This is a genomic window from Stenotrophomonas sp. PE591 (assembly GCF_018320795.1).
Lineage (GTDB): Bacteria > Pseudomonadota > Gammaproteobacteria > Xanthomonadales > Xanthomonadaceae > Stenotrophomonas > Stenotrophomonas maltophilia.
Genome location: NZ_JAAOKO010000001.1, coordinates 729,166 through 751,372 on the forward strand (window position 1 = coordinate 729,166; position 22,207 = coordinate 751,372).

Here is a 22,207-nt window from a genome sequence, read left to right on the forward strand (position 1 = left end):
CTGAGACGTTTTGGCAATCATTCTCATTTGCAACAGCTAACAGCTCTCATTACAATCACGCCCCGTTGATGCCGGCCGCTGCCGGCAGAGCCCTGGGGACCCCTGCTTGCTGCGCCCGCTTCGCCCTCGTCCACTCATCCATCGCAAGATGGGCACCGCCATGCGCGGCCAGCGTCCTGCGCTGGCCAGCCTGCTGGCGTGGGTGGCGATGCTGGCCCTGCTGCTGGGCACCCTGCCGCTGCTGCCACACGGCCAGGCCGGAATGGCCGTGCAGATGCCGCTGGAAGAGCGCGGCGGCGAAGGCGCCTTGCAGGAAGAGGCACCGGCCAAGCTGCGCCGCTGTGCTGCCGCTCCGGTGAAATCAGCCGAGAAGGCACGCCCGCCGTTGCTGCTGGCCAGCCAATGGCTGCGCACCGAGCTTGAACTCGTACCCGCCACGCCGGCCATGCCCGGCGTGCGCCCGGACTGGCCGCTGGCCGCTCCGGACACGCCCTGGGCCGATGCGCCCGGGCGCCGCCAGCAACGCGGCCAGGCGCCGCCGCTCGCCTGATTCACGGCCCAGCGTGACCGCCTGCGCGGTCGCGCCCGCGCGCCGCTGCCTGCTTCATCCCTGCCGCCCCTGACCGGGCCTCCCCGTGCATGCCGCGCCGTTCGCGCCTGGCATCGCACCACCCTGCATCCTTCGAGGTTACTGCCATGGCCCAGCGCCATCGTGTCCGTTCGTCCCTGTCCCGTACCCTGCTGACCAGCGCCGTGCTGGCGGCCATGACCGCCCCAGCCTTCGCCCACGGTGACGCTTCCGGCGCGCCACAGACGCTGGACAAGGTGGTGGTCACCGCCTCCGGCTTCGAGCAGAAGGTGATCGATGCACCGGCCAGCATCAGCGTGGTCAGCCGCGAAGAACTCAGCAAGCGCCCGTACACCAACCTGGTCGACGCGCTGCGCGACGTCGAGGGCATCGACGTCGGCCTGGAGGCCACCGACAAGAACGGCCGCGCCACCATCTCCATGCGCGGCCTGCCGTCCGAATACACCCTGGTGCTGATCGACGGCCGCCGCCAGAGCAATGTCGGCCAGCTGTACCCGAACAATTTCGGTGGCGGCCAGTTCGCCTACCTGCCGCCGCTGGACGCGATCGAGCGCATCGAAGTCGTGCGCGGCCCGATGTCCACGCTGTATGGCTCGGACGCGATGGGTGGCGTCATCAACATCATCACCCGACGCAACCAGGACCGCTGGCACGGCACCGTGACCCAGGGCTTCACCGTGCAGCAGGACGACCAGTTCGGTGATGCGCGCACCACCGACCTGTATCTCAGCGGCCCGCTGCTGAAGGACCGCCTCAGCCTGGCGGTGCGCGGCAGCTACTATGACGCCAAGGCCTCCAATCCGGAGTGGGACGCACTGACCCTGCCCGACGGCAGCCTGTGGGAGCGCAGCATCGGCTTCGGCGGCGGTGGCAAGTCGGTGGCCAACACCAACTGGAATACCGGCGTGCGCCTGGACTTCCGGGTCAACGATGACCACGAACTGTGGCTGGATCACGACGTATCGCGGCAGAAGTACGACAACAGCGAAGGCCAGACCGGCACGCTGGACAGCCTGGCCAGCCTGTGGCGCGTCGGCAATGCGGTCATCCCCAACCCGAACGGCAGCGGCACCGTCACCCGCCGCGTGGTACAGCCGCGCGTCGGCTACACCGCCTACCAGCGCTACGAGCGCGATCAGCTGTCGCTGACCCACCAGGGCCGCTACAGCTTCGGCACCTGGCAGACCTCACTGACCCACAGCAAGAGCAGCAACCTGGGTCGTTCGCTGCCGCTGACCCTGGACGAGCGCGCCAACCTGCAGACGCTGTGGAATGACGTCTGCCGCCGCACCGGTGCCGCCAACAACTGTGCGGCCGGCCGTGGCAATGCCCTGGCCGCGCTCAACCCGGGCGAGATGGCGCGCCTGCAGGCGTTCCTGCCGCGTCCGCTGCGCACCATGGAACTGGAAGGCTACGTGCTCGACACGATGCTCGACCTCGACTTCGGCGCGCACAAGCTGACCGTCGGCGGCCAGTACAACGACACCGACATGATCGACGGCGTGTTCGGCATGGATGGCGCCGGTTATCGCAGCAACACCAGGCAGAAGCACCGCATGTGGGCGCTGTTCGCCGAGGACAACTGGGCGCTGACCGATACCCTCACCGCTACCTTCGGCCTGCGCTACGACGACCACAACGTGTTCGGCAGCCACGTCAGTCCGCGTGGCTACCTGGTGTGGAACGCCAGCGATGCGTGGACCTTCAAGGGTGGCGTCAGCACCGGCTACAAGACCCCGCGACCGGACCAGTTGTTCCCGGGCATCACCGGCTTTGGTGGCCAGGGCGTGCTGCCGCTGGTCGGTTCCCCGAACCTCAAGCCTGAAACCAGCACCAACTACGAGCTGGCCGCCTACTACGAAGGCCAGCGCTGGGGCTTCAACGTCACCGGCTTCTTCAACACGTTCGAAGACAAGATCGCCAGCGGCGGAACGTTCCCGAACTGCGAAGTGGCGCGCGCCGGCAGCGGCTACTGCGTGGACATCGGCCCAGGCTGGGCAGCACTGGGCTACAGCACCTTCACCCAGAGCGTGAACATCGACAAGGCCGAGACCCGCGGCGCGGAACTGGCCGGTCATGTCGACCTGCTCGACACCCTGCAGCTGCGCGGCAACTACACCTGGACCAGGAGCGAGCAGACCAGCGGCCCCGACAAGGGACGCCCGATCTCAGGCACCACGCCCGCAAAGCACATGGCCAACGCCAGCCTCAACTGGCAGATCAACGAAGCGATCAGCCTGTCGCTGATCGGCGAAGGCCGCTACGACCGCTATCGCGACACCCTCATCGACAGTGCCGGCGCCCGCCACGTGCGCTATTACGACGACTACACGATCTTCCACCTGGGCGGCAGCTGGAAGGCCACGCCGTGGCTGACGGTCAACGCACGGGTCAACAACCTGTTCGACAAGGACTTCGTTTCGCAGTCGTGCCTGCTGCTCAATCCCAGTGAGTTCAGCTGCGTGGACGACTACGCGACCAAGGACCAGCGCCGCAGCTACTGGATTTCGTTGAACGCGAAGTTCTGATCGCCGCGCCCGGCCCCGGTGGGTGCCGACCTTGGTCGGCACCGCTTCATCCACGCATGGCGTGGATCTACTGATCGGTAGTGCCGGCCGCTGGCCGGCAACCCGTAATACCTGCTCCCGGGATACAGAACGACACGCAATTGCGAGCTATTCTCATCAATGATGTAATGGGCAGTCCCCGTCCGCCTCGAACCCTGCCGTGAGCCGTCCTGCCTCTTCCACCGTGCAGCAGCAACAGAACCGTGGCTTCTGGCTGCGGACGCTGCACCAGTGGCACTGGATCAGCTCGGCGGTGTGCCTGATCGGCATGCTGCTGTTCGCGGTGACCGGCCTGACCCTCAACCATGCCGCGAAGATCGAGGCCAAGCCCGAGGTGCAGAACCAGCATCTGGAACTGCCGGCCGCGCTGCTTGGACAGCTCGGCACGCGCGAAGACGGCAACGCACCGATTCCGCGCCCTGCCCGGCAATGGCTGGACACGCAGCTGGGCATCGCCATCGGCGGGCGACCGGCCGAGTGGTCGGCCGAAGAGATCTACCTGTCGCTGCCACGACCGGGTGGCGACGCCTGGTTGAGCATCGATCGCGAGACCGGCGCGGTGGAATACGAATCGACCTCGCGCGGCGCGGTGTCCTACCTCAACGACCTGCACAAGGGCCGCAACGCGGGCCCGGCGTGGGGCTGGTTCCTGGACCTGTTCGCCGTGGCCTGCCTGGTGTTCTGCATCACCGGCCTGTTCCTGCTGCACCTGCACGCGCGGCAGCGGCGCATGACCTGGCCGCTGGTCGGCCTCGGCCTGATGATCCCGCTGCTGATCGCCCTGCTGCTGATCCACTGACTTTTCCCCGTTTCCGGAGCCGCCCCATGCGCGTCACCCTGACCATCGCCCTCAGCGGCCTGCTGGCCACCTCGCCGGCCTATGCCACCACCCTCGACATCAACGTCGAAGTGCCCAAGCTCAACGTGGCCGAATACCACCGCCCGTATGTGGCCGTGTGGCTGGAAGGCGCCGACCAGAAGGTCGCGGCCAACCTCTCGGTCTGGTACCAGCAGACCAGCAACAGCGAAGGCCACGGCACCAAGTGGCTGCCCGACCTGCGCCAGTGGTGGCGCAAGAGCGGCCGCACCCTGCAGGTGCCGGTGGACGGCGTGACCGGTCCGACCCGCCCGGCCGGCAAGCACGCGCTGTCGTTCAATGACAGGCAGCCGGCACTGAAGCAGCTGGCCCCGGGCAACTACACCCTGGTGGTGGAAGCGGTGCGCGAAGTCGGCGGCCGCGAACTGCTGAAGATCCCCTTCACCTGGCCGGCCACCGCCGCGCAGAACGGCAAGGCGCAGGGCGCCACCGAACTGGGCCAGGTCACCCTCGCCGTCAAACCGTAATCGCCTGAGCCGGGGTCGAGTCCCTTCCGCAGGAAGGGCTCTGACCCCATCGCCCTGTCCCCCGGGGTCAGAGCCCTTTCCGTTGGAAAGGGATCCGACCCCTTCCAACTGGAGTCTTCCGCATGAAGCGCACGCTCGTCCTCGCCGCCGCCCTGGCCGCTGCCCTTCCCTTCTCCGCCCTGGCCCACAAGGCCTGGCTGCTGCCCTCGCAGACCGTGATCGCCGGCAACGCGCCGTGGATCACCGTCGACGGTGCGGTCTCCAACGATCTGTTCTACTTCAACCACGTGCCGCTGCGCCTGGAATCGCTGGTGATCACCGCACCGGACGGCAGCACCGTGCAGCCGCAGAACGCGTCGACCGGCAAGTACCGCAGCGTGTTCGACATCGAACTGAAGCAGCCGGGCACCTACCGCATCGCGTCGGTCAACGATGGCCTGTTCGCCACCTACGAGCAGAACGGCGAGCGCAAGCGCTGGCGCGGCAGCGTTGCCACCTTCGGCGAACTGCCCAAGGACGCGAAGAAGCTGGAAGTGAGCCAGTCGGTCGGCCGCGTGGAGACCTTCGTCACCAACGGCGCGCCGAACGATACCGCGCTGAAGCCGACCAACCGTGGCATCGAGCTGGTCGCCGTCGGCCACCCGAACGATCTGTTCGCCGGCGAGGAAGCCACCTTCCGCGTGCTGGTCGACGGCAAGCCGGCCGCCGGCCTGGAATTCGAGATCGTGCGTGGTGCCACCCGCTACCGCAACGCGCAGGACGAGCTGAAGGTCACCAGCGATGCCAAGGGCGAGATCAAGGTGACCTGGCCGGAAGCCGGCATGTACTGGCTGGAAACCGGCACCGAGGACAACAAGACGTCGGTGAAGCAGGCCGCCAAGCGCCGCCTGAGCTACGTCGCCACGCTGGAAGTGCTGCCGCAGTAATGACGTGGACCGCGATGCCGGGCAGCCCGGCATCGCACCCGCAACGCATCACAATGACCGACTCCCTGCTCGACATCGCCCGCCTCGGCGGCACCACCATGGGCACCACCTGGAGCGTGTCGCTGGTCGCGCCGCGCCAGCGCGACCTGCACCCGCTGCACGCCGGCATCCAGGCGCGGCTGGACGAAGTGGTCGCGCAGATGAGTACCTGGGAGCCCGGTTCGGACCTGAGCCGCTACAACCGCACCGACGCGGGCCAATGGTGCGTGCTGCCGGCCGAGACCCGCCACGTTGTGGCCTGCGCACAGGCGATCGCGTCCACCAGTGGCGGCGCCTTCGATCCCACCGTCGGTCCGCTGGTTGCCCTGTGGGGCTTCGGTGCACATGCCGGTGAGCGCCGCCAGCCCGACGACGCTACCCTGCAGGCCACGCGCGATCGCTGCGGTTGGCAGCGCCTGCAATGGCAGGACGATGCGCTGCTGCAACCGGGTGGGCTGGAACTGGATCTCTCCGCGATCGCCAAGGGCTTTGGCGTCGACCATGTCGCTGCGTGGCTGCGCACACAGGGCATCACTGCCGCGCTGGTCGAAGTCGGCGGCGAACTGGCCGGCTACGGCCGCAAACCGGACGGCCAGCCGTGGCGCGTGCTGGTGGAGTCCGCTCCGGAAGAAGATGCGCACACCAATACCCCGCCGCGGGTGCTGGCGCTGGAGGGCAAGGCGGTGGCCACCTCCGGCGATCGCTGGCACCAGTACCAGGTCGATGGCGAGGCCTACAGTCACAGCCTGGACCCGCGTTCGGGCAGACCGGTGCGCCAGGTTGCGGCGGCAGTGACGGTGGTTGCCGATGACGCGATGCATGCTGATGCCTGGGCCACTGCGTTGACCGTGCTGGGCCGCGAACAGGGCATGGCGCTGGCCGAACGCGAAGGCCTGGCTGCACGCTACCTGCAGCGTGCAGCAGACGGCCCGCAGGAATTCCTCAGCAGCGCCTTCCAGCGCCTGCTCGACGAGCAGAGCCCATGAGTACCCGGCCGTCGCGCGCGTGGCTCGGCAACGCGCTGGTCCTGCTTCTGCTGGCGCTGATCGGCTGGGCGCTGCTGCGCCTGCACCTCGGTGAGGCCTGGTGGCAGGGCGCGCCACCGGCGCGGCAGTCGCAGATCGCGGTGCTCTCCACGGTGCTGTACGCGCTGGCCTGCGCTGCATTGTGGTGGCGTGGGCGCCCGCGCGACGATGCCGCAAGCGGAGACACCGCGCCCATCCTGCTGGTCTGGTCCAGCCAGACCGGCTTCGCCCGCGAACTGGCCGAACGCAGTGCCGAGGCCCTGCGCGGTGCCGGCGTGCCCGTGCGCGTGCGCGGACTGCATGAGGTCGACGCCGTGTTGCTGGCCGGCAGCCAGCGCGCGCTGTTCATCGCCAGCACCACCGGCGAAGGTGATCCGCCCGACCACGCCCTGCCGTTCCTGCGCGGGGTGATGGCCACGCCGCCCTCCCTGCAGCATCTGCACTACGGCGTGCTCGCACTGGGCGACCGCAGCTATGGCCACTTCTGCGGATTCGGTCACCAGCTCGACCAATGGCTGCGCCAGCACGGCGCGCATCCACTGTTCGATGCAATCGAAGTCGACAACGCCGATCCGGCAGCGCTGCGTCATTGGCAACAGCTGCTGGGACAACTCGGCGATAGCGCCAGCGAACTGCCCGACTGGAGTCCGGCCGAGTACCAGCCGTGGACGCTGCTGCAACGCGAGCATCTGAACCCGGGCAGCCCCGGCGGCCCCGTGTATTGGTTGCGCCTGCAGCCCCCAGCCGATGCAGAGGCGCAATGGCAGGCCGGTGACATCGCCGAGATCGGCCCACAGCACGCATCGCACACCGTGCGTGCCTGGCTGGACACACAACGCTTTGACGCGGACATCGTGCTGGATGACGGACAGACGTTGCTGGCACGCGTCGCGCGCTCGCACCTGCCCTCATTGGTTCCCCCGGGTGATCTGCCTGCATTGCTGGCGACCCTGCAGCCGCTGCCGCACCGCGAGTACTCGATCGCCTCGGTGATGGCCGACGGTGCGGTGGAGCTGCTGCTGCGCCGCCAACTGCGCGCCGATGGAACACCGGGCATCGGCAGTGGCTGGCTGTGCGACCACGCGGCCATCGACGAACCGGTGCAGCTGCGTCTGCGCCGCAACGACAATTTCCATGGCGTGCCCGCCGATGTGCCGCTGCTGCTGATCGGCAACGGCACCGGCATCGCCGGCCTGCGCGCGCATCTGCACGAACGTGCCCGGAGTGGCGCGCGCCGCACCTGGCTGCTGTTTGGTGAGCGCACCGCCGCGCACGACTTCCATTTCGGTGAAGAACTGCAGGCGATGCTGGCCGACGGCACGCTGGCGCGGCTGGATGCGGTGTTCAGCCGAGATGGCGGCGCGCATCGCTATGTGCAGGACCGGCTGCTGGCCGAAGCGGCAACGCTGCGGCAGTGGGTGGATGAAGGCACGACGATCCTGGTCTGCGGCAGCCTGCAGGGCATGGCCCCGGCGGTGGATGCGGTGATCGAGCAGGTGTTGGGTACTGCGGGCAAGGAAGCGCTGTTGCTGGCCGGTCGTTACCGGCGCGATGTGTATTGAACGAACCATCGGGGTCGGAGTCCTTTCCGCAGGAAAGGGCTCTGACCCCAATCACAGCCGCACCATGACGGCGTGCCCAGGCATGGTGACAACCGCACAGCTGTAGATCCACGCCATGCGTGGATGGCGCCCACCGGCGCCCAGGAATCATCCCGCTGCTGCACTGACCCGTATCGCCAGCAACTCGCCACCGCCCTGCAACGCGTGCCGCTGACGTTCGCCGGCCGCCAACCATGCGGTATCGCCCGCCTGCAGCGCCGGCAGCCCGCTGTCGGCACCAAACTCCGCCTGACCGGCCAGCAGATGCAGCGCCCAGGCCACGCCCGGTTCGCAGAAGAAGAACATCGCGCCCACCAGCGGCCGGTGCAGCAGTTCGGCCTGCAGCAGCTCGCGCTTCCACATCAGGTTGAAGTCGTGGGTGATGCCGTCCACCAGTTCGCCGTGCAATGTTTCCTCGCCCGCAAAGCGCACCCGCCCATGCGGTGGCAACACTTCGGCCACGCGGCCATCGTCGAAGCGCAGACGCACGCCATTGCCCTGCAGCAACACCAGTTCGCGCTCCACGCCGGGGAAGGCAGAGAACGCGGCATCCTGCTCGATTTCGGCCACCGACAGGCGCAGCGCCCAGTCATCCCCCTGCGCGGGCAGGCGCAGGATCTCGCGGGTCCAGCCCAGGCCGTTGCGCCAACGTTCGCGGCGGTAGTCCAGGCTGGAGATCACCTGGCTCGGAGTGTGCAGCAGGGAGTCGATGTTCATCGGCGCATTGCATCATGCCGCGCGCCGTCGTGCATCACCGCGTGGCGAGCGTGCCCTGGCCACCGCACCCGCCGGCCAGCAGCTGCGAGTGCTTCAGCCAATCCTGGTCGGGGTAGTAAGCAAACACCATCGTGCCGCCACGCAACGCATCGATCAGCGGCCTGGCCACCGACAGGCGCACCGCCGGGCAACCCAGGCTGCGGCCCAGCCGCCCCTGCAGCTGCGCGGCAGCCGGGTTCACGTATGGCGCACCATGGATGACGATGGCTCGGTCACGCGCGCGGTCGTTGAAGCCCGGTTCCAGCCCGGCCAGGCGCAGCGAATATCCATTGCCACCCATGTAGGTCTCCTGCGCGGTGAACGCGCCGAGACTGGACATGAAACTGCCATCGCGGTTGGAGAAGTGCTCGGTGCGGTTCTCGCCACTGTTGCGGCCATGCGCCACCCACTCCTCGAACAGCAGGCGCTGGTGGGCCAGGTCGAACACCCACAGGCGCGGCTCGGTGGACGGGCGCGAATAGTCGATCACGCTGAGGCGATCACCATTGATGCCCAGTTCCGGCCGCTGCAGCGCACAGCGCATGGCGTGCGCCGCCAGCTGCAACACGTGGCGGTCGGCCTTGGGCGCACTGCGCGACAGCAGGGCAGCCAGATCATCGGCGCCGGTGGCAAGGGCGGGCGTCTGTGCCAGCGCCGGGGCGCTGGCCGAGGTCGCCAGCAGGCCGAACGCGGCCAGCCGGCACAGGCGGGATGCAGTCATGGGCACAACGAGGGCACTCAGTTGCCCTTGAGGGTGGACCCTGGCGGCTCGGATTCCAAGACCGGCTGCATTCCGGATTCAGCCGGGCTTGGGCGGACCGCCGGCAGCGAGGTCACCAGCAGGGTCGTGCCCGGCACCAGCACCTGGTACAGCTGGCGGGCGAAATCGGCCGGCAGCGCCATCGGCAGCGAGGGCGTGGCCAGCAGGTCCGGCGTGGCCTGGGCACGGTCCTGGCCCAGCAACGGGTAGGCCGTCCACTGGTGCAGGCGCTGGTTCACGTCCAGCGGGCTGGGGGTGTCGCTGTAACCCTGCCCCATCACGAACAGCGTGGTGCCCTGGAACGCCGGCAGGGCGTCAGCCTTCAGCGGCGACTCGCCGATCATCACGCCATCGCGCAGCACGTACAGGCGCTGGTCGTGCAGGCTGACCAGGATGCCGACCTGCCCGGCCGGCGCCGCGCTGTCGTCCCACCAGGCCTGTGCCGGGGCTCCGCCCTCGGCCTCCGGCAGGGCCTGGCCGCGCGCGTTCACCGGCGCCAGCACCGACGGATAGGCCAGGGTCATCGGTGAGCTCTTGGCATCGGCCACGACCACGGTATCGCCGCGCTGGGTTTCGCTGAACAGCTTCTGCGCGAAGGCCTGCGGCAGGCGCACGCAGCCGTGCGAGGCGGGATGCCCGGGCAGGCTGCCGCCATGCAGGGCGATGCCGTCCCAGGTCAGCCGCTGCATGTACGGCATCGGCGCGCTGTTGTAGAGGTTGGACCTGTGGTCCTTGTCCTTCTGCAGGATGGTGAACACGCCGGTTGGCGTCTCGTGCCCGGCCTTGCCCGAGCTGATCGTGGTCAGGCCGATGGCAATGCCGTTGCGGTAGACGTAGGCGCGCTGCTCATCGAGGCTGACCACCAGCACGATCGGGCCGGTCGGCGAGATTTCCGGATGCCAGAGGTATTCGCCCGGCTTGAGGTCGGTCGGCCCGCGCACTTCAGCGCTGCTGGCTGCGGCAGCCGTGGGCTTGGCAGCCGCTGTCGGCGCAGCGGCATGGGCCAGCAGCGGCAGGGCCAGTGCAAGGGCGAGCATCAGGGTGGTGGGGCGGAGCGGGAGCATCCAGCGGGGGTCCTTTCCATGCGGTGCGGCCACCGTACACCATCGGCCCGTGGTGGCCGCGGCAAAACCAGGCGCCGGAAATGAAACTGCCCGGCGACACAGCCATGTGTCGTACCGGGCAATCGTTACGTCCTTGTCGGCCTGCTGCCGCCCCCTCGCATCCTGCGCTGTGGGGGTAGCGTTGCATCCTGCACGCGGCCGCGTCTGTCCTGTTTGTATCTCAGCCCCTTCCACAGGTCTGTGATGCCACCATCCTGGTGATTGGTGCCGCGTCCTGCGGCGGTCGGTGGTCACGGCCGTCCTGTCCGTGACCGCTGAACCAGCTTCCTGCCGGTTCCGACGATTCCTGCTGTCAGCGCCTCGGTACGGTTCGCACCGGTACCGATCCGGGTACCGGATCCGCCGGCAACAACCTGTTGCCTACGGTGATCCGCTGTCGATTCCGTTCGACGATTGCTTTCCCTATCCCCTTCACCTGCGTCAGGTCCTCGACGCGATGAAACGGGCCGTGTCTGCGCCGGTGCTCGACGATCGCCTCGGCCTTGGCGGCTCCGACCATCGTCAATCCCTGCTGCAGCGCCTGGGCATCGGCGCGGTTGATGTCGATCGGTTCGGCGGCATGCGCCCCAGCGATCCCCATGACCAGCACCAGTGCCCTCAACACGACAAACCAAGGCACAACGTGTATCTCCCTGTGATTCTGGCCGCCCCGACCGGCAATCCCGTCGGTAGGAACAGTGTCCGTCACCACATGCACACAGCCTATCGGTTTCCCGGATTTCCGTAAGCCAGCCAAATACCCGACGTGATGTAGGAAAAACCCTACCCGTGGCACAGGCGTAGAATGGCCGGATCAGCCCATGCAACCGGAGTTTCAGATGGACAGCGCCAAGCTCGGCCAATTCGTCAATGACAAGTGGGACAGCGAGATCGTCCCGCAGTTGGTCGACTACATCCGCATTCCCAACAAGTCGCCGATGTTCGACGCCAATTGGGTGCAGAACGGCTACATGGAACAGGCGGTCACGCTGATGGAGAACTGGGCCAGGGCCCAGCAGCTGCCCGGCCTGAAGGTTGAAGTGGTGCGCCTGGAAGGCCGTACCCCGCTGATCTTCCTGGAAATTCCGGCCACCGGCGCCGAGACCGGCGACGACACCATCCTGCTCTACGGCCACCTGGACAAGCAGCCGGAAATGACCGGCTGGGACGACGACCTCGGCCCGTGGACCCCGGTCCTGCGCGGCGACAAGCTGTATGGCCGCGGCGGCGCCGATGACGGCTACGCCATCTTCGGCTCGCTGGCCGCCGTGCTGGCGTTGCAGGCCCAGGGCCTGCCGCACGCGCGCTGCGTGGTGCTGATCGAAGCCTGTGAAGAGTCTGGCAGCTACGACCTGCCAGCCTATGTCGACCACCTCGCCGACCGCATCGGCAAGCCGTCGCTGGTGGTCTGCCTGGATTCGGGCTGCGCCAACTACGACCAGTTGTGGTGCACCACCTCGCTGCGCGGCCTGACCGGCGGCAATTTCACCGTGAAGGTGCTCAACGAAGGCGTGCATTCCGGCGATGCCTCCGGCGTGATCCCGTCCAGCTTCCGCCTGCTGCGCCAGATCCTTTCGCGCATCGAAGACCAGGAGACCGGCCGCATCCTGATCGACGGCATGAACGTCGAGATCCCGGCCGAACGCCTGGAACAGGCCAAGCGCGCCGCCGAAGTGGTGGATACCGAGATCTTCGAGAAGTTCCCGATGGTCGACGGCCTGCGCCCGATGAACGAGGACCTGACCGAGCTGGTGCTCAACCGCACCTGGCGCCCGGCGCTGTCGGTCACCGGCGTCGGTGGCATGCCGCCGCTGGAATCGGCCGGCAACGTGCTGCGCCCGCAGACCTCGGTGAAGCTGTCGCTGCGCCTGCCGCCGACGGCCGATGGCAAGACCTGCGGCGAGCTGCTGAAGGAAGCGCTGCTGCGCGACCCGCCGAATGGCGCGCAGGTCAGCCTGGACCTGGAAAAGGCCTCCACCGGCTGGAACGCCCCGGCGATGGCGCCGTGGCTGACCCAGGCCATCGACGACGCCAGCCAGGCCTTCTTCGGCAAGCCGGCGATGTACATGGGCGAAGGCGGCTCGATCCCGTTCATGGGCATGCTGGGCGAGAAGTTCCCGGGCGCGCAGTTCATGATCACCGGCGTGCTCGGCCCGCACTCCAATGCGCACGGCCCGAACGAGTTCCTGCACATCCCGATGGGCAAGAAGGTCACCGCCTGCGTGTCCAAGGTGATCAGCGAGCACTACGCGGCCAGCCTGCGCGGCGAGACCAGCGGTTCGCCGGTGGCTGCCGACAGCGGCACCCGCCACGGCGACCACGGCTGCTGCTGATCCGGCACCCGTGACGGACGCAGCCTGGCCTTGCTAGGCTGCGTCCACCCTTGGCGGAAATCGCGCGCATGAATGGTCTGTTCGGCAGCAGCAGCTGGCTCTACATCATCCTGGTCGGATTCTTCGTCGGCCTGCTCGGGCGTTTCTTCATGCCCGGCAACAACCGCATGGGCTGCCTGCTGACCATCGTGCTGGGCATCCTTGGCGCCCTGGTGGCCGGCTGGTTCGGCCAGTACATGGGCTGGTACGCCCCCGGTGAGCCGGCCGGTTTCCTCGGTGCGGTAGTGGGTGCGGTGGCCGTGCTGGCCGTGCTGCGCCTGTTCAGCGGCCGTCGCTGACCCCGCTCCCCTTCCCTTCCTGTTCCCGACGTTGGCGCGCCCGGCGCGCCCGGATATGCCTGCATGACCGAACCCGCCTCCGATCCCCAGCGCAGCGCGCAGCGCCTGCAGTGGGCCCGTACCCAGCTCGATGATGCCAACGCGGTGGTCGAACGCGCCTCGGTCGATGCCGGCATGCGCAGCTACTGGCGCACCACCAGCACCGGTGGCAGCCACATCGTGATGGATGCCCCGCCGGGACTGGAAGATCCGCGGCCGTGGCTGCGCATGCGCGGCCTGCTGCACGACCACGGCCTGCGTGTGCCGGCCCTGCTCGCGCAGGATCTGGATGCCGGTTTCCTGCTGCTGGAAGATCTCGGTGGCCCGACCCTGGCGAAGATCCTCGATGAGCGCAACGCTGACGACTGGTTCGGCCGTTCGATCGAACAGCTGCTGCGTCTGCAGGCGATCCCGGTGCCGACCGACTTCGGCCAGTTCGGCGAAGCACTGCTGCAGCGCGATGCCGGCCTGTTCGACGAATGGTTCCTGCAGCGCCACCTGAACCTGGAGCTGGACTGCGGCGAGATCGAAGGGCTGCAGCTGGTACACCGCCGCTTGATGGACAACGCGCTGGGCCAGGCCCAGCTGATGACCCACCGCGATTACATGCCGCGCAATCTGATGCCGGTCGAAAATGGTCCCGCAGTGCTGGATTTCCAGGACCTGGTACGCGGCCCGATCGCCTACGACGCGATGAGCCTGTTCAAGGACGCCTTCCTGAGCTGGCCGCTGCAACGCGTGGACGAGTGGCTAGCGCAGTATCACGAGCGCGCCCGCGACGCCGGCCTGCCGGTGCCCGACCGCGCCACCTTCCTGCGCGATGCCGACTGGATGGGCATCCAGCGCCACGTGAAGATCCTGGGCCTGTTCTGCCGGCTGCGTTACCGCGACAACAAGGGCCATTACCTCGACGACGCACCGCGCTTCATCACCTATCTGGATGAAGTGCTGCCGCGCTATCGGGAACTGGCACCGCTGCAGCAGCTGCTGGACGAGCGCATCAAGCCGGCGCTGGCCGAGCTGGGTGCACCAATGCGCGTGGCCCGATGAAGGCGCTGGTCTTTGCCGCCGGCCTCGGCGAGCGCATGCGCCCGCTGACCCTGCACACGCCCAAGCCGCTGCTGGAAGTGGCTGGCAAGCCGTTGATCGTCTGGCACCTGGAACGCCTGGCCGCACTCGGCGTGCGCGAGGTGGTGGTCAACACCGCATGGCTGGCCGAACAGTTCCCGGCGACGCTGGGCGATGGCAGCCAATGGGGCCTGCACCTGCATTTCCTGTACGAAGGAGCGACCCCGCTGGAGACCGGCGGTGGCATCCTCAACGCCCTGCCGGTGCTGGGCGATGCCCCGTTCCTGGTGGTGAACGGCGACATCTGGACCGATTTCGATTTCGCCACGCTGCCGCGCGAGCCGCAGGGCCAGGCGCACCTGGTGCTGGTCGACAATCCGGTTCAGCACCCGCACGGTGACTACCGCCTCGATACGCAGGGGGTGCTGCACCACGATCGCGAAGGCCCGTGCCTGACCTATGCCGGCATCGGCGTGTACCGTCCTTCGATCGTGGCCGACTGGCGCACGGTGATCGGCGAGGCGCCGGGCAGCGAGCGGCTGCCGCCGAAGTTCTCGGTGGTGCCGCTGCAGAAGCACTTCATGGCGCAGGGGTTGATGACGGGGCAGCACCATCGCGGGCGCTGGACCGATGTCGGCACTGTGGATCGCCTGCGCGCGCTGGATGTGGAGTTGGCGGCGAACGGCTGAGCCCCTCGTGGCTGGTCGCGTAGAGCGGATCGCGTGCTTGGCCGGGCGGGTGGGCCATGCAGGGGACGCTGCAAGTACGTCCCTGTAAGCTCGATGGCGCCATCCATGGCGCCAACGCCCCTGCATGGCCCACCCGCCCGGCCTCTGACAGTTTCCGTGCGCGTCCAGCCACGGAAGAAAGAAAGAAAAGCAAAAGCGGGTCGCGTCGCTGCGCTTGCTCTGGTGACGACCAACGGTCGTCACCCACCACAAGCAAGACACGTGTCGACCAAGGTCGACACCCACCAACAGCAGTCAGCAGTCAGCAGTCAGCAGTCAGCAGTGCAGTACGCAGTCCCGGCAGATCGCGGCCAACTGTCGAAGGCGGGGTGGGTCCGGTTGCGGGGGCGTGAGCCGCATGGATGCGGCGACCGAGCTTACATGGACGTACTTGCAGCGTCCCCCGCAACCGGACCCACCCCGCCATCCCACGGATAGCCAGCTTTTGACGTTGACGTTGATTCGGCGGGTGCAGGGCGCAGCCCTGCAAACAAACCCCACCCTCAGTAGCGGGGCCGGCCTTCTTCCAGCACCTGGCGCAGGAACGGCACGGTGATCCGCCGCTTCGCCGCCAGCGACTCGCGGTCCAGCCAGTCCAGCAGCGTGATCAACCCACCCAGTTCGCGCCCGGTATGCGACAGCAGCCACTCGATGGATGCCTCGTCGATCGCCAGGCCGCGTCGCAGCGCGCGCTCGCGCAGCACCGCTGCCCGCCCCTCCTCATCCAGCGGCTGCAGCAGCACGCGCACGCACTGGCCCAGCCGTGAACGCAGGTCCGGCAGCACCAGGCCCAGCGCTTCCGGGGCCTTCTGCGCCGTGTACAGCACGGTCACGCCTGCAGCGCGCGCGCGGTTGTGGAAATCGAACAGCGCGATCTCGTCGTCGCGGTTGCCGGCAACCTCGTCCAGGCCGTCCAGCGCCACCAGTTCACGCGCCTCCAGCCCATCCAGCGCCGCACGCACGCGGCCGGCGGCACTGGCCAGCGGCACATAGGTCGGCAGGCGCCCTGCCTGCTCGGCGCTGGAACACATCGCCAGCGCCTGGTGGGTCTTGCCCGTGCCCGCCGCACCTTCCAGGTAGACCCAATCGTGGCTGGCACCCACCGCGATCGCGCGCAGCTGCGCCAGCGCGCCATCCGGCGCGCCGATGAAGGTCTCCAGGCGCTGGTCCCGCGGGTAATGCAGGGCCAGCGGCAGTTGCGGCACACCCATCACTTCAGGTCGGGGCCTTTTTCGTTCGGAACGATGATATGGGGCGCATCGACCACGCCGTCAAGCACGATCGCCGGCTTCTCGCCCACGTACAGCTCGCTCTGGCGGTAACGCTGGTGCGCGTAGCGCAGCAGCACGTTGGTCACCGCCGCCACCGGCAGCGCCAGCAGCATGCCGAGGAAGCCGAACAGCTGGCCGCCGGCCATCACCGCGAAGATCACCGCCACCGGGTGCAGGCCGATCTTGTCACCGACGATGCGTGGGGTCAGTACGTAGCTCTCCAGCAGCTGGCCCACGGTGAACACCACGCCGACCAGGATCAGCAGCTTCAGGTCGAAGCCCTGTGCCTGCACCAGCGCGGCGATCACCGCCATCAGCACGCCGGTGGTCGCGCCCAGGTACGGGATGAAACTGATCAGACCGGCAATCAGGCCGATCAGCAGGCCCAGCTTGAGGCCGACCAGCGACAGGCCGCCGGCATAGATCACGCCCAGTGCCAGCATCACCAGGAACTGGCCGCGGATGAACGCACCCAGCACCTCGTTGGACTCACGCGCCAACGCGCTGATGGTGCCAATGTGGTTGCGCGGAATCACCGAGGCCACGCGCTCGACCAGCTTGTCCCAATCACGCAGGAAGTAGAACGCCAGGATCGGCAGCAGCAGGATGTTGACCACCCAGGTCACCATCGCGAAGCCGGAGCGCGAGACGTAGCCCATGAACGTGGTGGCGAAGCCGCCGGCCTGCTGCCAGTGGCTGCGCACCCATTCGATCAGGCGGTCCGGGTCCAGCCACTGCATCACTTCCAGGCCGGTCTTCTGCTCGAACCAGGGAATCCCCTTCTCCATCAGCCACGCCTGTGCCTGCGGGGCAACCGCGATCAGGGTGGTGATCTGGCGCTCGATCATCGGTACCAGCACCAGCAGCAGCGCCACGATCACCAGCACCATCGCCGCAAACACCAGCACCACGCCCGTCATGCGCGAGCGGCCGGTGGCCTCGATGCGGTCCACCAGCGGGTCACCCAGCCAGGCCAGCGCCAGCGCCAGCACGAACGGGGTCAGGATCGGCGCCAGCAGCCACACCACCCAGCCGATCAGGCCGGCGAACAGGATGTATTTCAGGCGGCGCAGGAACTGCGCGATTTCCGCTTCCGGGGTCAGAGTCATCGCAGGCGGTACTCGTTGCTGACCGGGGCGGCCACCGGAGTACCGGTGGTGTCGTCGATCGGAGCGGGCAGGGCCGGCAGCGGAGCGCTCGGCGCCAGCACGCCGTTGTCGCCCAGCATGCGGTTGAAGCCGGCCAGGCCGGTGGTCATCTCCAGGTTCAGCTCCAGCTGGCCAGCCGAGGCATGCAGCGGGGTGACATTGCGCACCACCGGCACCTCGCGCAGGCCGGCGGCCAGACGCAGGTAGTCGTCGGCGCTGTTGATGCCGGTGACCACCACACGGTAGGTCCCGGCCTGACCGACGGCGGCGCCGGCCTTGGCATAGCGTTTGACCAGCGCATCGGCGGCGCCGTCGGCACCGGCCGCCATCGCGCGCATGGCGTTGGCGTCCTTGCTGGTCCACTTGTTCAGTTCACGGCCGTTGTCGACGAACACCCAGTCCGCCTGCCAGCCGCCATTGGCGCGGTACAACTTGCCGATCAGCTGCATCGGCGGCGAGTAGCGCGAGGAGGCACGGGCCACGGCGGCACTGTCCTGGCGCCAGATCGCACCCGCCAGCGCCTGTTCGGCGGCGCCACCACTGGGCAGGCCCAGCTTGTAGCCGCGCTCGATGGCGCGGTTCAGCAACGGCCGGGCGGCGTTGGCCTGCTGCACGCTGACCAGGCGCGGGCCACTGCCATCGTCGACGGCCAGCCACAGCACCGGCTTCGGTCGCGGCTGCGGCCACAGCGGCAGGCCCAACGCCGACACCAGCGAGTCGACATCATCCTCGCGGAAGCGGGCCACCAGCAGGGTACGGAAGCTGGGGGCGCCACTGGCGCCCACGCTCTGGTCCTGCTTGTAGTCGTAGCTGGCCACGTAGTCCTTGGCGTTGCGCAGCGCCTGCACCACGCCGGGGCGGGACATCACGCTGCGGTCGCCGGACAGCTTGCCCAGTACCACGCTCAGGGCGCGGGCCAGGGCGCCGTTGCGATCGGCCTCGGCTTGGCTGTTGACGGGCACTTCGGCCTCGTACGCGCCACTGGCGGTGGCGACATCACCCTCGGTGCGAAGGCCGCTCTGGGCCATCGTGGCCACCGGCAGGCTCAGCGCAAGGAGCAGGGTCAGAATCAGGCTGCGGCGCATCAGGACATCCATTGGCTCGACGTATCCGGGGGAATTGTTGCCCGAATACGGCCTTTGCGCCAATGCGGCCTGTTAAAATCGCCCGTTCAACCCCTGCCAGCGCCGACGCCCGTGACCAACACCCCGTCTTCCGCCCCCTCCCCCCTCACCTACCGTGACGCGGGGGTCGACATCGACGCCGGCAATGCGCTGGTCGAGCGGATCAAGCCCCTGGTCAAGCGCAGCTTCCGCCCGGAAGTGATGGGCGGCCTGGGTGGCTTCGGTGCCCTGTTCGACCTGTCCAACAAGTACCGCGAGCCGGTGCTGGTGTCGGGTACCGACGGCGTGGGCACCAAGCTGAAGCTGGCCCACCAGCTGAACCGCCACGATACGATCGGCATCGACCTGGTCGCCATGTGCGTGAACGACGTGCTGGTGCAGGGCGCCGAACCGCTGTTCTTCCTGGACTACTTCGCCACCGGCAAGCTGGACATCGACACCGCCGCAGCGGTCGTGGGCGGCATCGCCAACGGCTGCACCGAGGCCGGCTGTGCGCTGATCGGCGGCGAAACCGCTGAAATGCCCGACATGTACGCCCCCGGCGAATACGACTTGGCCGGCTTCACGGTCGCCGCGGTGGAGAAGAGCGAGCTGAAGGACGGCGCCAGCGTGGCCGCCGGCGACGTGCTGATCGGCATCGCCTCCTCCGGCCCGCACTCCAACGGCTACTCGCTGGTGCGCCGCATCTACGACCGCGCCGGTCGCCCGGCCGATCTGGAGCTGGAAGGCGGCGTGAAGCTGGTCGATGCGCTGATGGCACCGACCCGCCTCTATGTGAAGCCGATCCTGTCGCTGCTGAAGTCGCACGGCGAGGCCATCCATGGCATGGCCCACATCACCGGCGGCGGCCTGACCGAGAACATCATCCGCGTAGTGCCCGACGGCCTCGGCCTGGACATCCAGGCGTCGTCATGGGCCCTACCGCCGGTGTTCCAGTGGCTGCAGAAGGAAGGCGCGGTGGCCGACAGCGAGATGTGGCGCACCTTCAACTGCGGCATCGGCTTCGTGCTGATCGTCGCAGCGGACCAGGTGGCTGCCGTTTCCGATGCAGTCAAGGCGCAGGGCCTGGAGCACTGGACCATCGGCCAGGTGGTCACCGCCGAAGGCGCCGAACGCGTCCACATCGGCTGACGCCGGCAACCCAGGAGCCCCGCATGGACGCAACGCCCCCTTTGTCGCCCGCCCCCGTGCCGCCGCCGCTGGCGGCGGTACCGCCGTTCAGCGCGCAGGATGCCGACCACCTGCGCATGCTGGCCATCGCACACTACGTGGTCGGTGGCCTGATCGTGCTGTTCTCGCTGATCTTCATCCTGCACATCGTGATCGGCATCGCCGCGTTGACCGGCAGCCTGCCGATGAAGTCCGGCGGCGAGCCCTCCTCGCTGGAGGAACAGCGCCTGATGGGCTGGGTGTTCACCGTTCTCGGCTGCGTCGTCGTGTTCGGTGGCATCACGCTGGGCGCGTTCGTGGCCTATGCCGGCCGCTGCCTGTCCCGCCGCCGTCGCCATCTGCTGTGCCTGATCGCGGCTGGCCTGGCTTGCCTGTTCACGCCGGTCGGCACGGTGCTGGGGGTGTTCAGCCTGATCACCCTGCTGCGCCCGCAGGTCAAGGCCGCCTTCGACCTTCCCGCCGCGACCGCATGACCGCCTCCGGCAATCCACCGCCGCTGCCGCATCAGACCCTGGCACAGCTGCAGCTGACCAGCCATCTGCAGACACTGAGAGTGCTGTTCTACGCCCTGGCCGGTTTCCACTGGGTCGCCACAGTGGCGTTCCTCGGCCTCAGCGGCTGGGTGGCCCAGTCGCGCGGGTTGGAGGATGCCTGGATGCTGACCACGGTCTATGCGTCCATCGCCGTGCTGGCCGCCGTGCTGGGGTTCGTGCAGCTGCACACCGCGCGCCAGCTGTCACATCGCACCGGGCTGGCCTGGTGCCAGCGCGCGGCGTGGCTGGGCGTGCTGGCTGGGCCACTGGGCATGGCGTTGGCCGCCTATGCCTGGGTGTTCCTGTCCAAGCCGGAAATGGCTGCGCTGTTCGACCGCGGTGATCACCTCAGTGCCTGAACCTGGCGGCAGACGCCGCGCCCTATCCTGATCGATTTCCCATGTCCGCGCCTGCCCTCCCGACGTCTGATTCGCCCACCACCCGCCGCTTCCAGGGCCCGAAGAAGTGGGCTTTCGCTGCCGTACTGGCGGTCTTCGCGATCAGCTGGATCCACCCGCTGTGGCCCATCGAGCAGGCCCTGCACAGCACGCTGACCGTGGTCGGTCTGGCCGCCCTGCTGTGGGTCGACCGCCGCGGCGGCTGGCTGGGCAACGGCGCCTTCATCGCCATCTGCGGCTTCATCGCCCTGCACTGCGTGGCGGCGCGCTGGCTGTATTCCAACGTGCCCTACGACGCCTGGGCGCAGATGCTGACCGGCTGGTCGCCGAATGCGGCCTTCGGCTGGCAGCGCAACCATTTCGACCGCCTCATCCACTTCCTGTTCGGCGTCTGCTTCACTCCCGCACTGCTGCAGCTGGCCCGTCACGCGTGGCCGGCGCTGCGCCTGGGCCAGGCCTTCACCCTGGCAGTGATGACGGTGATGTGTGCCAGCCTGGTCTACGAATGGTTCGAATGGGCCATCGCGCTGGCGCTGTCGCCGGATGCCGCCGAAGCCTACAACGGCCAGCAGGGTGACATGTGGGATGCGCATGCCGACATGCTGATGGCGACCGTCGGCAGCCTGCTGACCTGGCCTCTGATCCGCCGGAGTTCCCTGCAATGACCGCCCCAACCCGCATCGCCGTGCTCGCCTCGGGCCGCGGCAGCAACCTGCAGGCCATCCTCGACGCGATCGGCAGCGGCCGCCTGTCGGCCGCGGTGGTCGGCGTGTTCTCCGACCGCCCCGCCGCAGAGGCCCTGCTGCGTGTCGATGCCGGCCTGCGCTGGGCGCATGCACCGAAGGAATTCAGCGACCGCGCCAGCTACGAGCAGGCGCTCGGCGATGCGCTTGCCGCGGTACAGCCGGACTGGATCGTCTGTGCCGGCTACATGCGCATCCTTGGTCCGGCCTTCGTGCAGCGTTTCGATGGCCGCCTGGTCAACATCCACCCGTCGCTGCTGCCGCTGCACAAGGGCCTGGACACCCACGCGCGGGCGCTGCAGGCCGGTGACGCCGAGCATGGCGCCAGCGTGCACCTGGTGGTCCCCGAACTGGATGCCGGCGCGGTGCTGGCGCAGGCCCGCGTGCCGGTGCGGCCCGGCGATGACGCGCAGGCGCTGGCCGCACGCGTGCTTGCGGTGGAGCATCCGCTGCTGATCGCCACACTGCAGCTGCTGTGCGAGGGCCGCCTGGCTGAACGGGAGGGTCAGCCCTGGCTGGACGGTCACCCCCTGTTTAGCCCCTTGGCCCTAGATTCCGCCGGAAACCTGAACCGGTAACGCTCTTGCACACGCCCCGCTGACTG

23 protein-coding genes are annotated in these 22,207 nt (G+C 68.1%); 16 read left to right on the forward strand and 7 right to left on the reverse strand.

Annotated elements, in window-relative coordinates; translation table 11 throughout:
• Positions 1–148: 148 nt before the first annotated feature.
• The 7 genes from JLDANKMP_RS03595 to JLDANKMP_RS03625 all read left to right on the forward strand — a co-directional run bounded on the left by JLDANKMP_RS03595 (position 149) and on the right by JLDANKMP_RS03625 (position 8,052).
• Positions 149–550 (forward strand): hypothetical protein, encoded by a 402-nt coding sequence (locus JLDANKMP_RS03595; protein ID WP_033835559.1) that lies wholly within the window; start codon positions 149–151, stop codon positions 548–550.
• 146 nt (positions 551–696) lie between these two features.
• On the forward strand, positions 697–3,117 hold the full coding sequence (locus tag JLDANKMP_RS03600; protein WP_212560551.1) for a TonB-dependent receptor: 2,421 nt from the start codon (positions 697–699) through the stop codon (positions 3,115–3,117).
• Between the two features lie 199 nt (positions 3,118–3,316).
• Positions 3,317–3,955 (forward strand): PepSY-associated TM helix domain-containing protein, encoded by a 639-nt coding sequence (locus JLDANKMP_RS03605; protein WP_032129249.1) that lies wholly within the window; start codon positions 3,317–3,319, stop codon positions 3,953–3,955.
• A 26-nt stretch (positions 3,956–3,981) separates the two neighbouring features.
• Positions 3,982–4,500 (forward strand): DUF2271 domain-containing protein, encoded by a 519-nt coding sequence (locus tag JLDANKMP_RS03610; protein ID WP_005408420.1) that lies wholly within the window; start codon positions 3,982–3,984, stop codon positions 4,498–4,500.
• A 122-nt stretch (positions 4,501–4,622) separates the two neighbouring features.
• A complete protein-coding gene (locus JLDANKMP_RS03615) occupies positions 4,623–5,426 on the forward strand; it encodes a DUF4198 domain-containing protein (RefSeq protein WP_005408419.1) in 804 nt (267 codons plus the stop codon).
• A gap of 53 nt (positions 5,427–5,479) precedes the next feature.
• Positions 5,480–6,451: an FAD:protein FMN transferase gene (locus JLDANKMP_RS03620; protein ID WP_212560552.1), complete on the forward strand. Its 972-nt coding sequence runs from the start codon at positions 5,480–5,482 to the stop codon at positions 6,449–6,451.
• Positions 6,448–8,052 carry a sulfite reductase subunit alpha gene (locus JLDANKMP_RS03625; protein ID WP_212560553.1) on the forward strand — a complete coding sequence of 535 codons (1,605 nt, stop codon included), beginning with the start codon at positions 6,448–6,450 and terminating at the stop codon, positions 8,050–8,052. Before JLDANKMP_RS03620 ends, JLDANKMP_RS03625 begins: the two co-directional genes overlap by 4 nt.
• Positions 8,053–8,199: 147 nt before the next feature.
• On the opposite strand, the gene JLDANKMP_RS03630 is transcribed toward JLDANKMP_RS03625, so the two are convergent.
• The 4 genes from JLDANKMP_RS03630 to JLDANKMP_RS03645 form a co-directional block, all read right to left on the reverse strand.
• Positions 8,200–8,808 (reverse strand): HutD family protein, encoded by a 609-nt coding sequence (locus JLDANKMP_RS03630; RefSeq protein ID WP_212560554.1) that lies wholly within the window; start codon positions 8,806–8,808, stop codon positions 8,200–8,202.
• A gap of 34 nt (positions 8,809–8,842) precedes the next feature.
• Positions 8,843–9,568 carry a murein L,D-transpeptidase catalytic domain family protein gene (locus JLDANKMP_RS03635; RefSeq protein WP_212560555.1) on the reverse strand — a complete coding sequence of 242 codons (726 nt, stop codon included), beginning with the start codon at positions 9,566–9,568 and terminating at the stop codon, positions 8,843–8,845.
• A gap of 17 nt (positions 9,569–9,585) precedes the next feature.
• Complete coding sequence (locus tag JLDANKMP_RS03640; RefSeq protein ID WP_212560556.1) at positions 9,586–10,671, reverse strand: L,D-transpeptidase; 1,086 nt, start codon at positions 10,669–10,671, stop codon at positions 9,586–9,588.
• A gap of 352 nt (positions 10,672–11,023) precedes the next feature.
• Positions 11,024–11,311 carry a helix-hairpin-helix domain-containing protein gene (locus tag JLDANKMP_RS03645; RefSeq protein WP_043034217.1) on the reverse strand — a complete coding sequence of 96 codons (288 nt, stop codon included), beginning with the start codon at positions 11,309–11,311 and terminating at the stop codon, positions 11,024–11,026.
• Between the two features lie 238 nt (positions 11,312–11,549).
• On the opposite strand from JLDANKMP_RS03645, the gene JLDANKMP_RS03650 reads away from it, so the two are divergent.
• The 4 genes from JLDANKMP_RS03650 (at position 11,550) to murU (ending at position 15,177) form a co-directional block, all read left to right on the forward strand.
• The gene (locus tag JLDANKMP_RS03650) at positions 11,550–13,043 is read left to right on the forward strand and encodes a M20 family metallopeptidase (RefSeq protein ID WP_212560661.1); all 1,494 of its coding nucleotides are present in this window, start codon (positions 11,550–11,552) and stop codon (positions 13,041–13,043) included.
• 68 nt (positions 13,044–13,111) lie between these two features.
• Complete coding sequence (locus JLDANKMP_RS03655) at positions 13,112–13,381, forward strand: GlsB/YeaQ/YmgE family stress response membrane protein (protein WP_005408411.1); 270 nt, start codon at positions 13,112–13,114, stop codon at positions 13,379–13,381.
• 63 nt (positions 13,382–13,444) lie between these two features.
• Positions 13,445–14,470, forward strand: a complete 1,026-nt coding sequence (locus JLDANKMP_RS03660) for a phosphotransferase (RefSeq protein ID WP_212560557.1) — start codon at positions 13,445–13,447, stop codon at positions 14,468–14,470.
• The gene (gene murU, locus JLDANKMP_RS03665) at positions 14,467–15,177 is read left to right on the forward strand and encodes an N-acetylmuramate alpha-1-phosphate uridylyltransferase MurU (protein WP_212560558.1); all 711 of its coding nucleotides are present in this window, start codon (positions 14,467–14,469) and stop codon (positions 15,175–15,177) included. The genes JLDANKMP_RS03660 and murU overlap by 4 nt, the downstream gene beginning before the upstream one ends.
• Positions 15,178–15,719: 542 nt before the next feature.
• On the opposite strand, the gene hda is transcribed toward murU, so the two are convergent.
• From hda to JLDANKMP_RS03680, 3 genes are read right to left on the reverse strand one after another with little or no spacing between them, the layout of a single operon-like run.
• Complete coding sequence (gene hda / locus JLDANKMP_RS03670; RefSeq protein ID WP_005408408.1) at positions 15,720–16,427, reverse strand: DnaA regulatory inactivator Hda; 708 nt, start codon at positions 16,425–16,427, stop codon at positions 15,720–15,722.
• Positions 16,427–17,596: an AI-2E family transporter gene (locus tag JLDANKMP_RS03675; RefSeq protein WP_005408407.1), complete on the reverse strand. Its 1,170-nt coding sequence runs from the start codon at positions 17,594–17,596 to the stop codon at positions 16,427–16,429. The genes hda and JLDANKMP_RS03675 overlap by 1 nt, the downstream gene beginning before the upstream one ends.
• Positions 17,593–18,732 carry a DUF2066 domain-containing protein gene (locus tag JLDANKMP_RS03680; RefSeq protein ID WP_005412509.1) on the reverse strand — a complete coding sequence of 380 codons (1,140 nt, stop codon included), beginning with the start codon at positions 18,730–18,732 and terminating at the stop codon, positions 17,593–17,595. The genes JLDANKMP_RS03675 and JLDANKMP_RS03680 overlap by 4 nt, the downstream gene beginning before the upstream one ends.
• A 99-nt stretch (positions 18,733–18,831) precedes the next feature.
• Here JLDANKMP_RS03680 and purM point away from each other — a divergent pair, with 99 nt between their 5' ends.
• From purM to purN, 5 genes are read left to right on the forward strand one after another with little or no spacing between them, the layout of a single operon-like run.
• The gene (gene purM, locus JLDANKMP_RS03685; protein WP_043034199.1) at positions 18,832–19,890 is read left to right on the forward strand and encodes a phosphoribosylformylglycinamidine cyclo-ligase; all 1,059 of its coding nucleotides are present in this window, start codon (positions 18,832–18,834) and stop codon (positions 19,888–19,890) included.
• 23 nt (positions 19,891–19,913) lie between these two features.
• The gene (locus JLDANKMP_RS03690) at positions 19,914–20,402 is read left to right on the forward strand and encodes a hypothetical protein (protein WP_033835548.1); all 489 of its coding nucleotides are present in this window, start codon (positions 19,914–19,916) and stop codon (positions 20,400–20,402) included.
• On the forward strand, positions 20,399–20,821 hold the full coding sequence (locus JLDANKMP_RS03695) for a hypothetical protein (RefSeq protein WP_005408403.1): 423 nt from the start codon (positions 20,399–20,401) through the stop codon (positions 20,819–20,821). The genes JLDANKMP_RS03690 and JLDANKMP_RS03695 overlap by 4 nt, the downstream gene beginning before the upstream one ends.
• Positions 20,822–20,862: 41 nt before the next feature.
• Positions 20,863–21,525: a DUF2238 domain-containing protein gene (locus tag JLDANKMP_RS03700; protein ID WP_059033414.1), complete on the forward strand. Its 663-nt coding sequence runs from the start codon at positions 20,863–20,865 to the stop codon at positions 21,523–21,525.
• Complete coding sequence (gene purN, locus JLDANKMP_RS03705) at positions 21,522–22,181, forward strand: phosphoribosylglycinamide formyltransferase (RefSeq protein WP_012479348.1); 660 nt, start codon at positions 21,522–21,524, stop codon at positions 22,179–22,181. The genes JLDANKMP_RS03700 and purN overlap by 4 nt, the downstream gene beginning before the upstream one ends.
• Positions 22,182–22,207 lie beyond the last annotated feature (26 nt).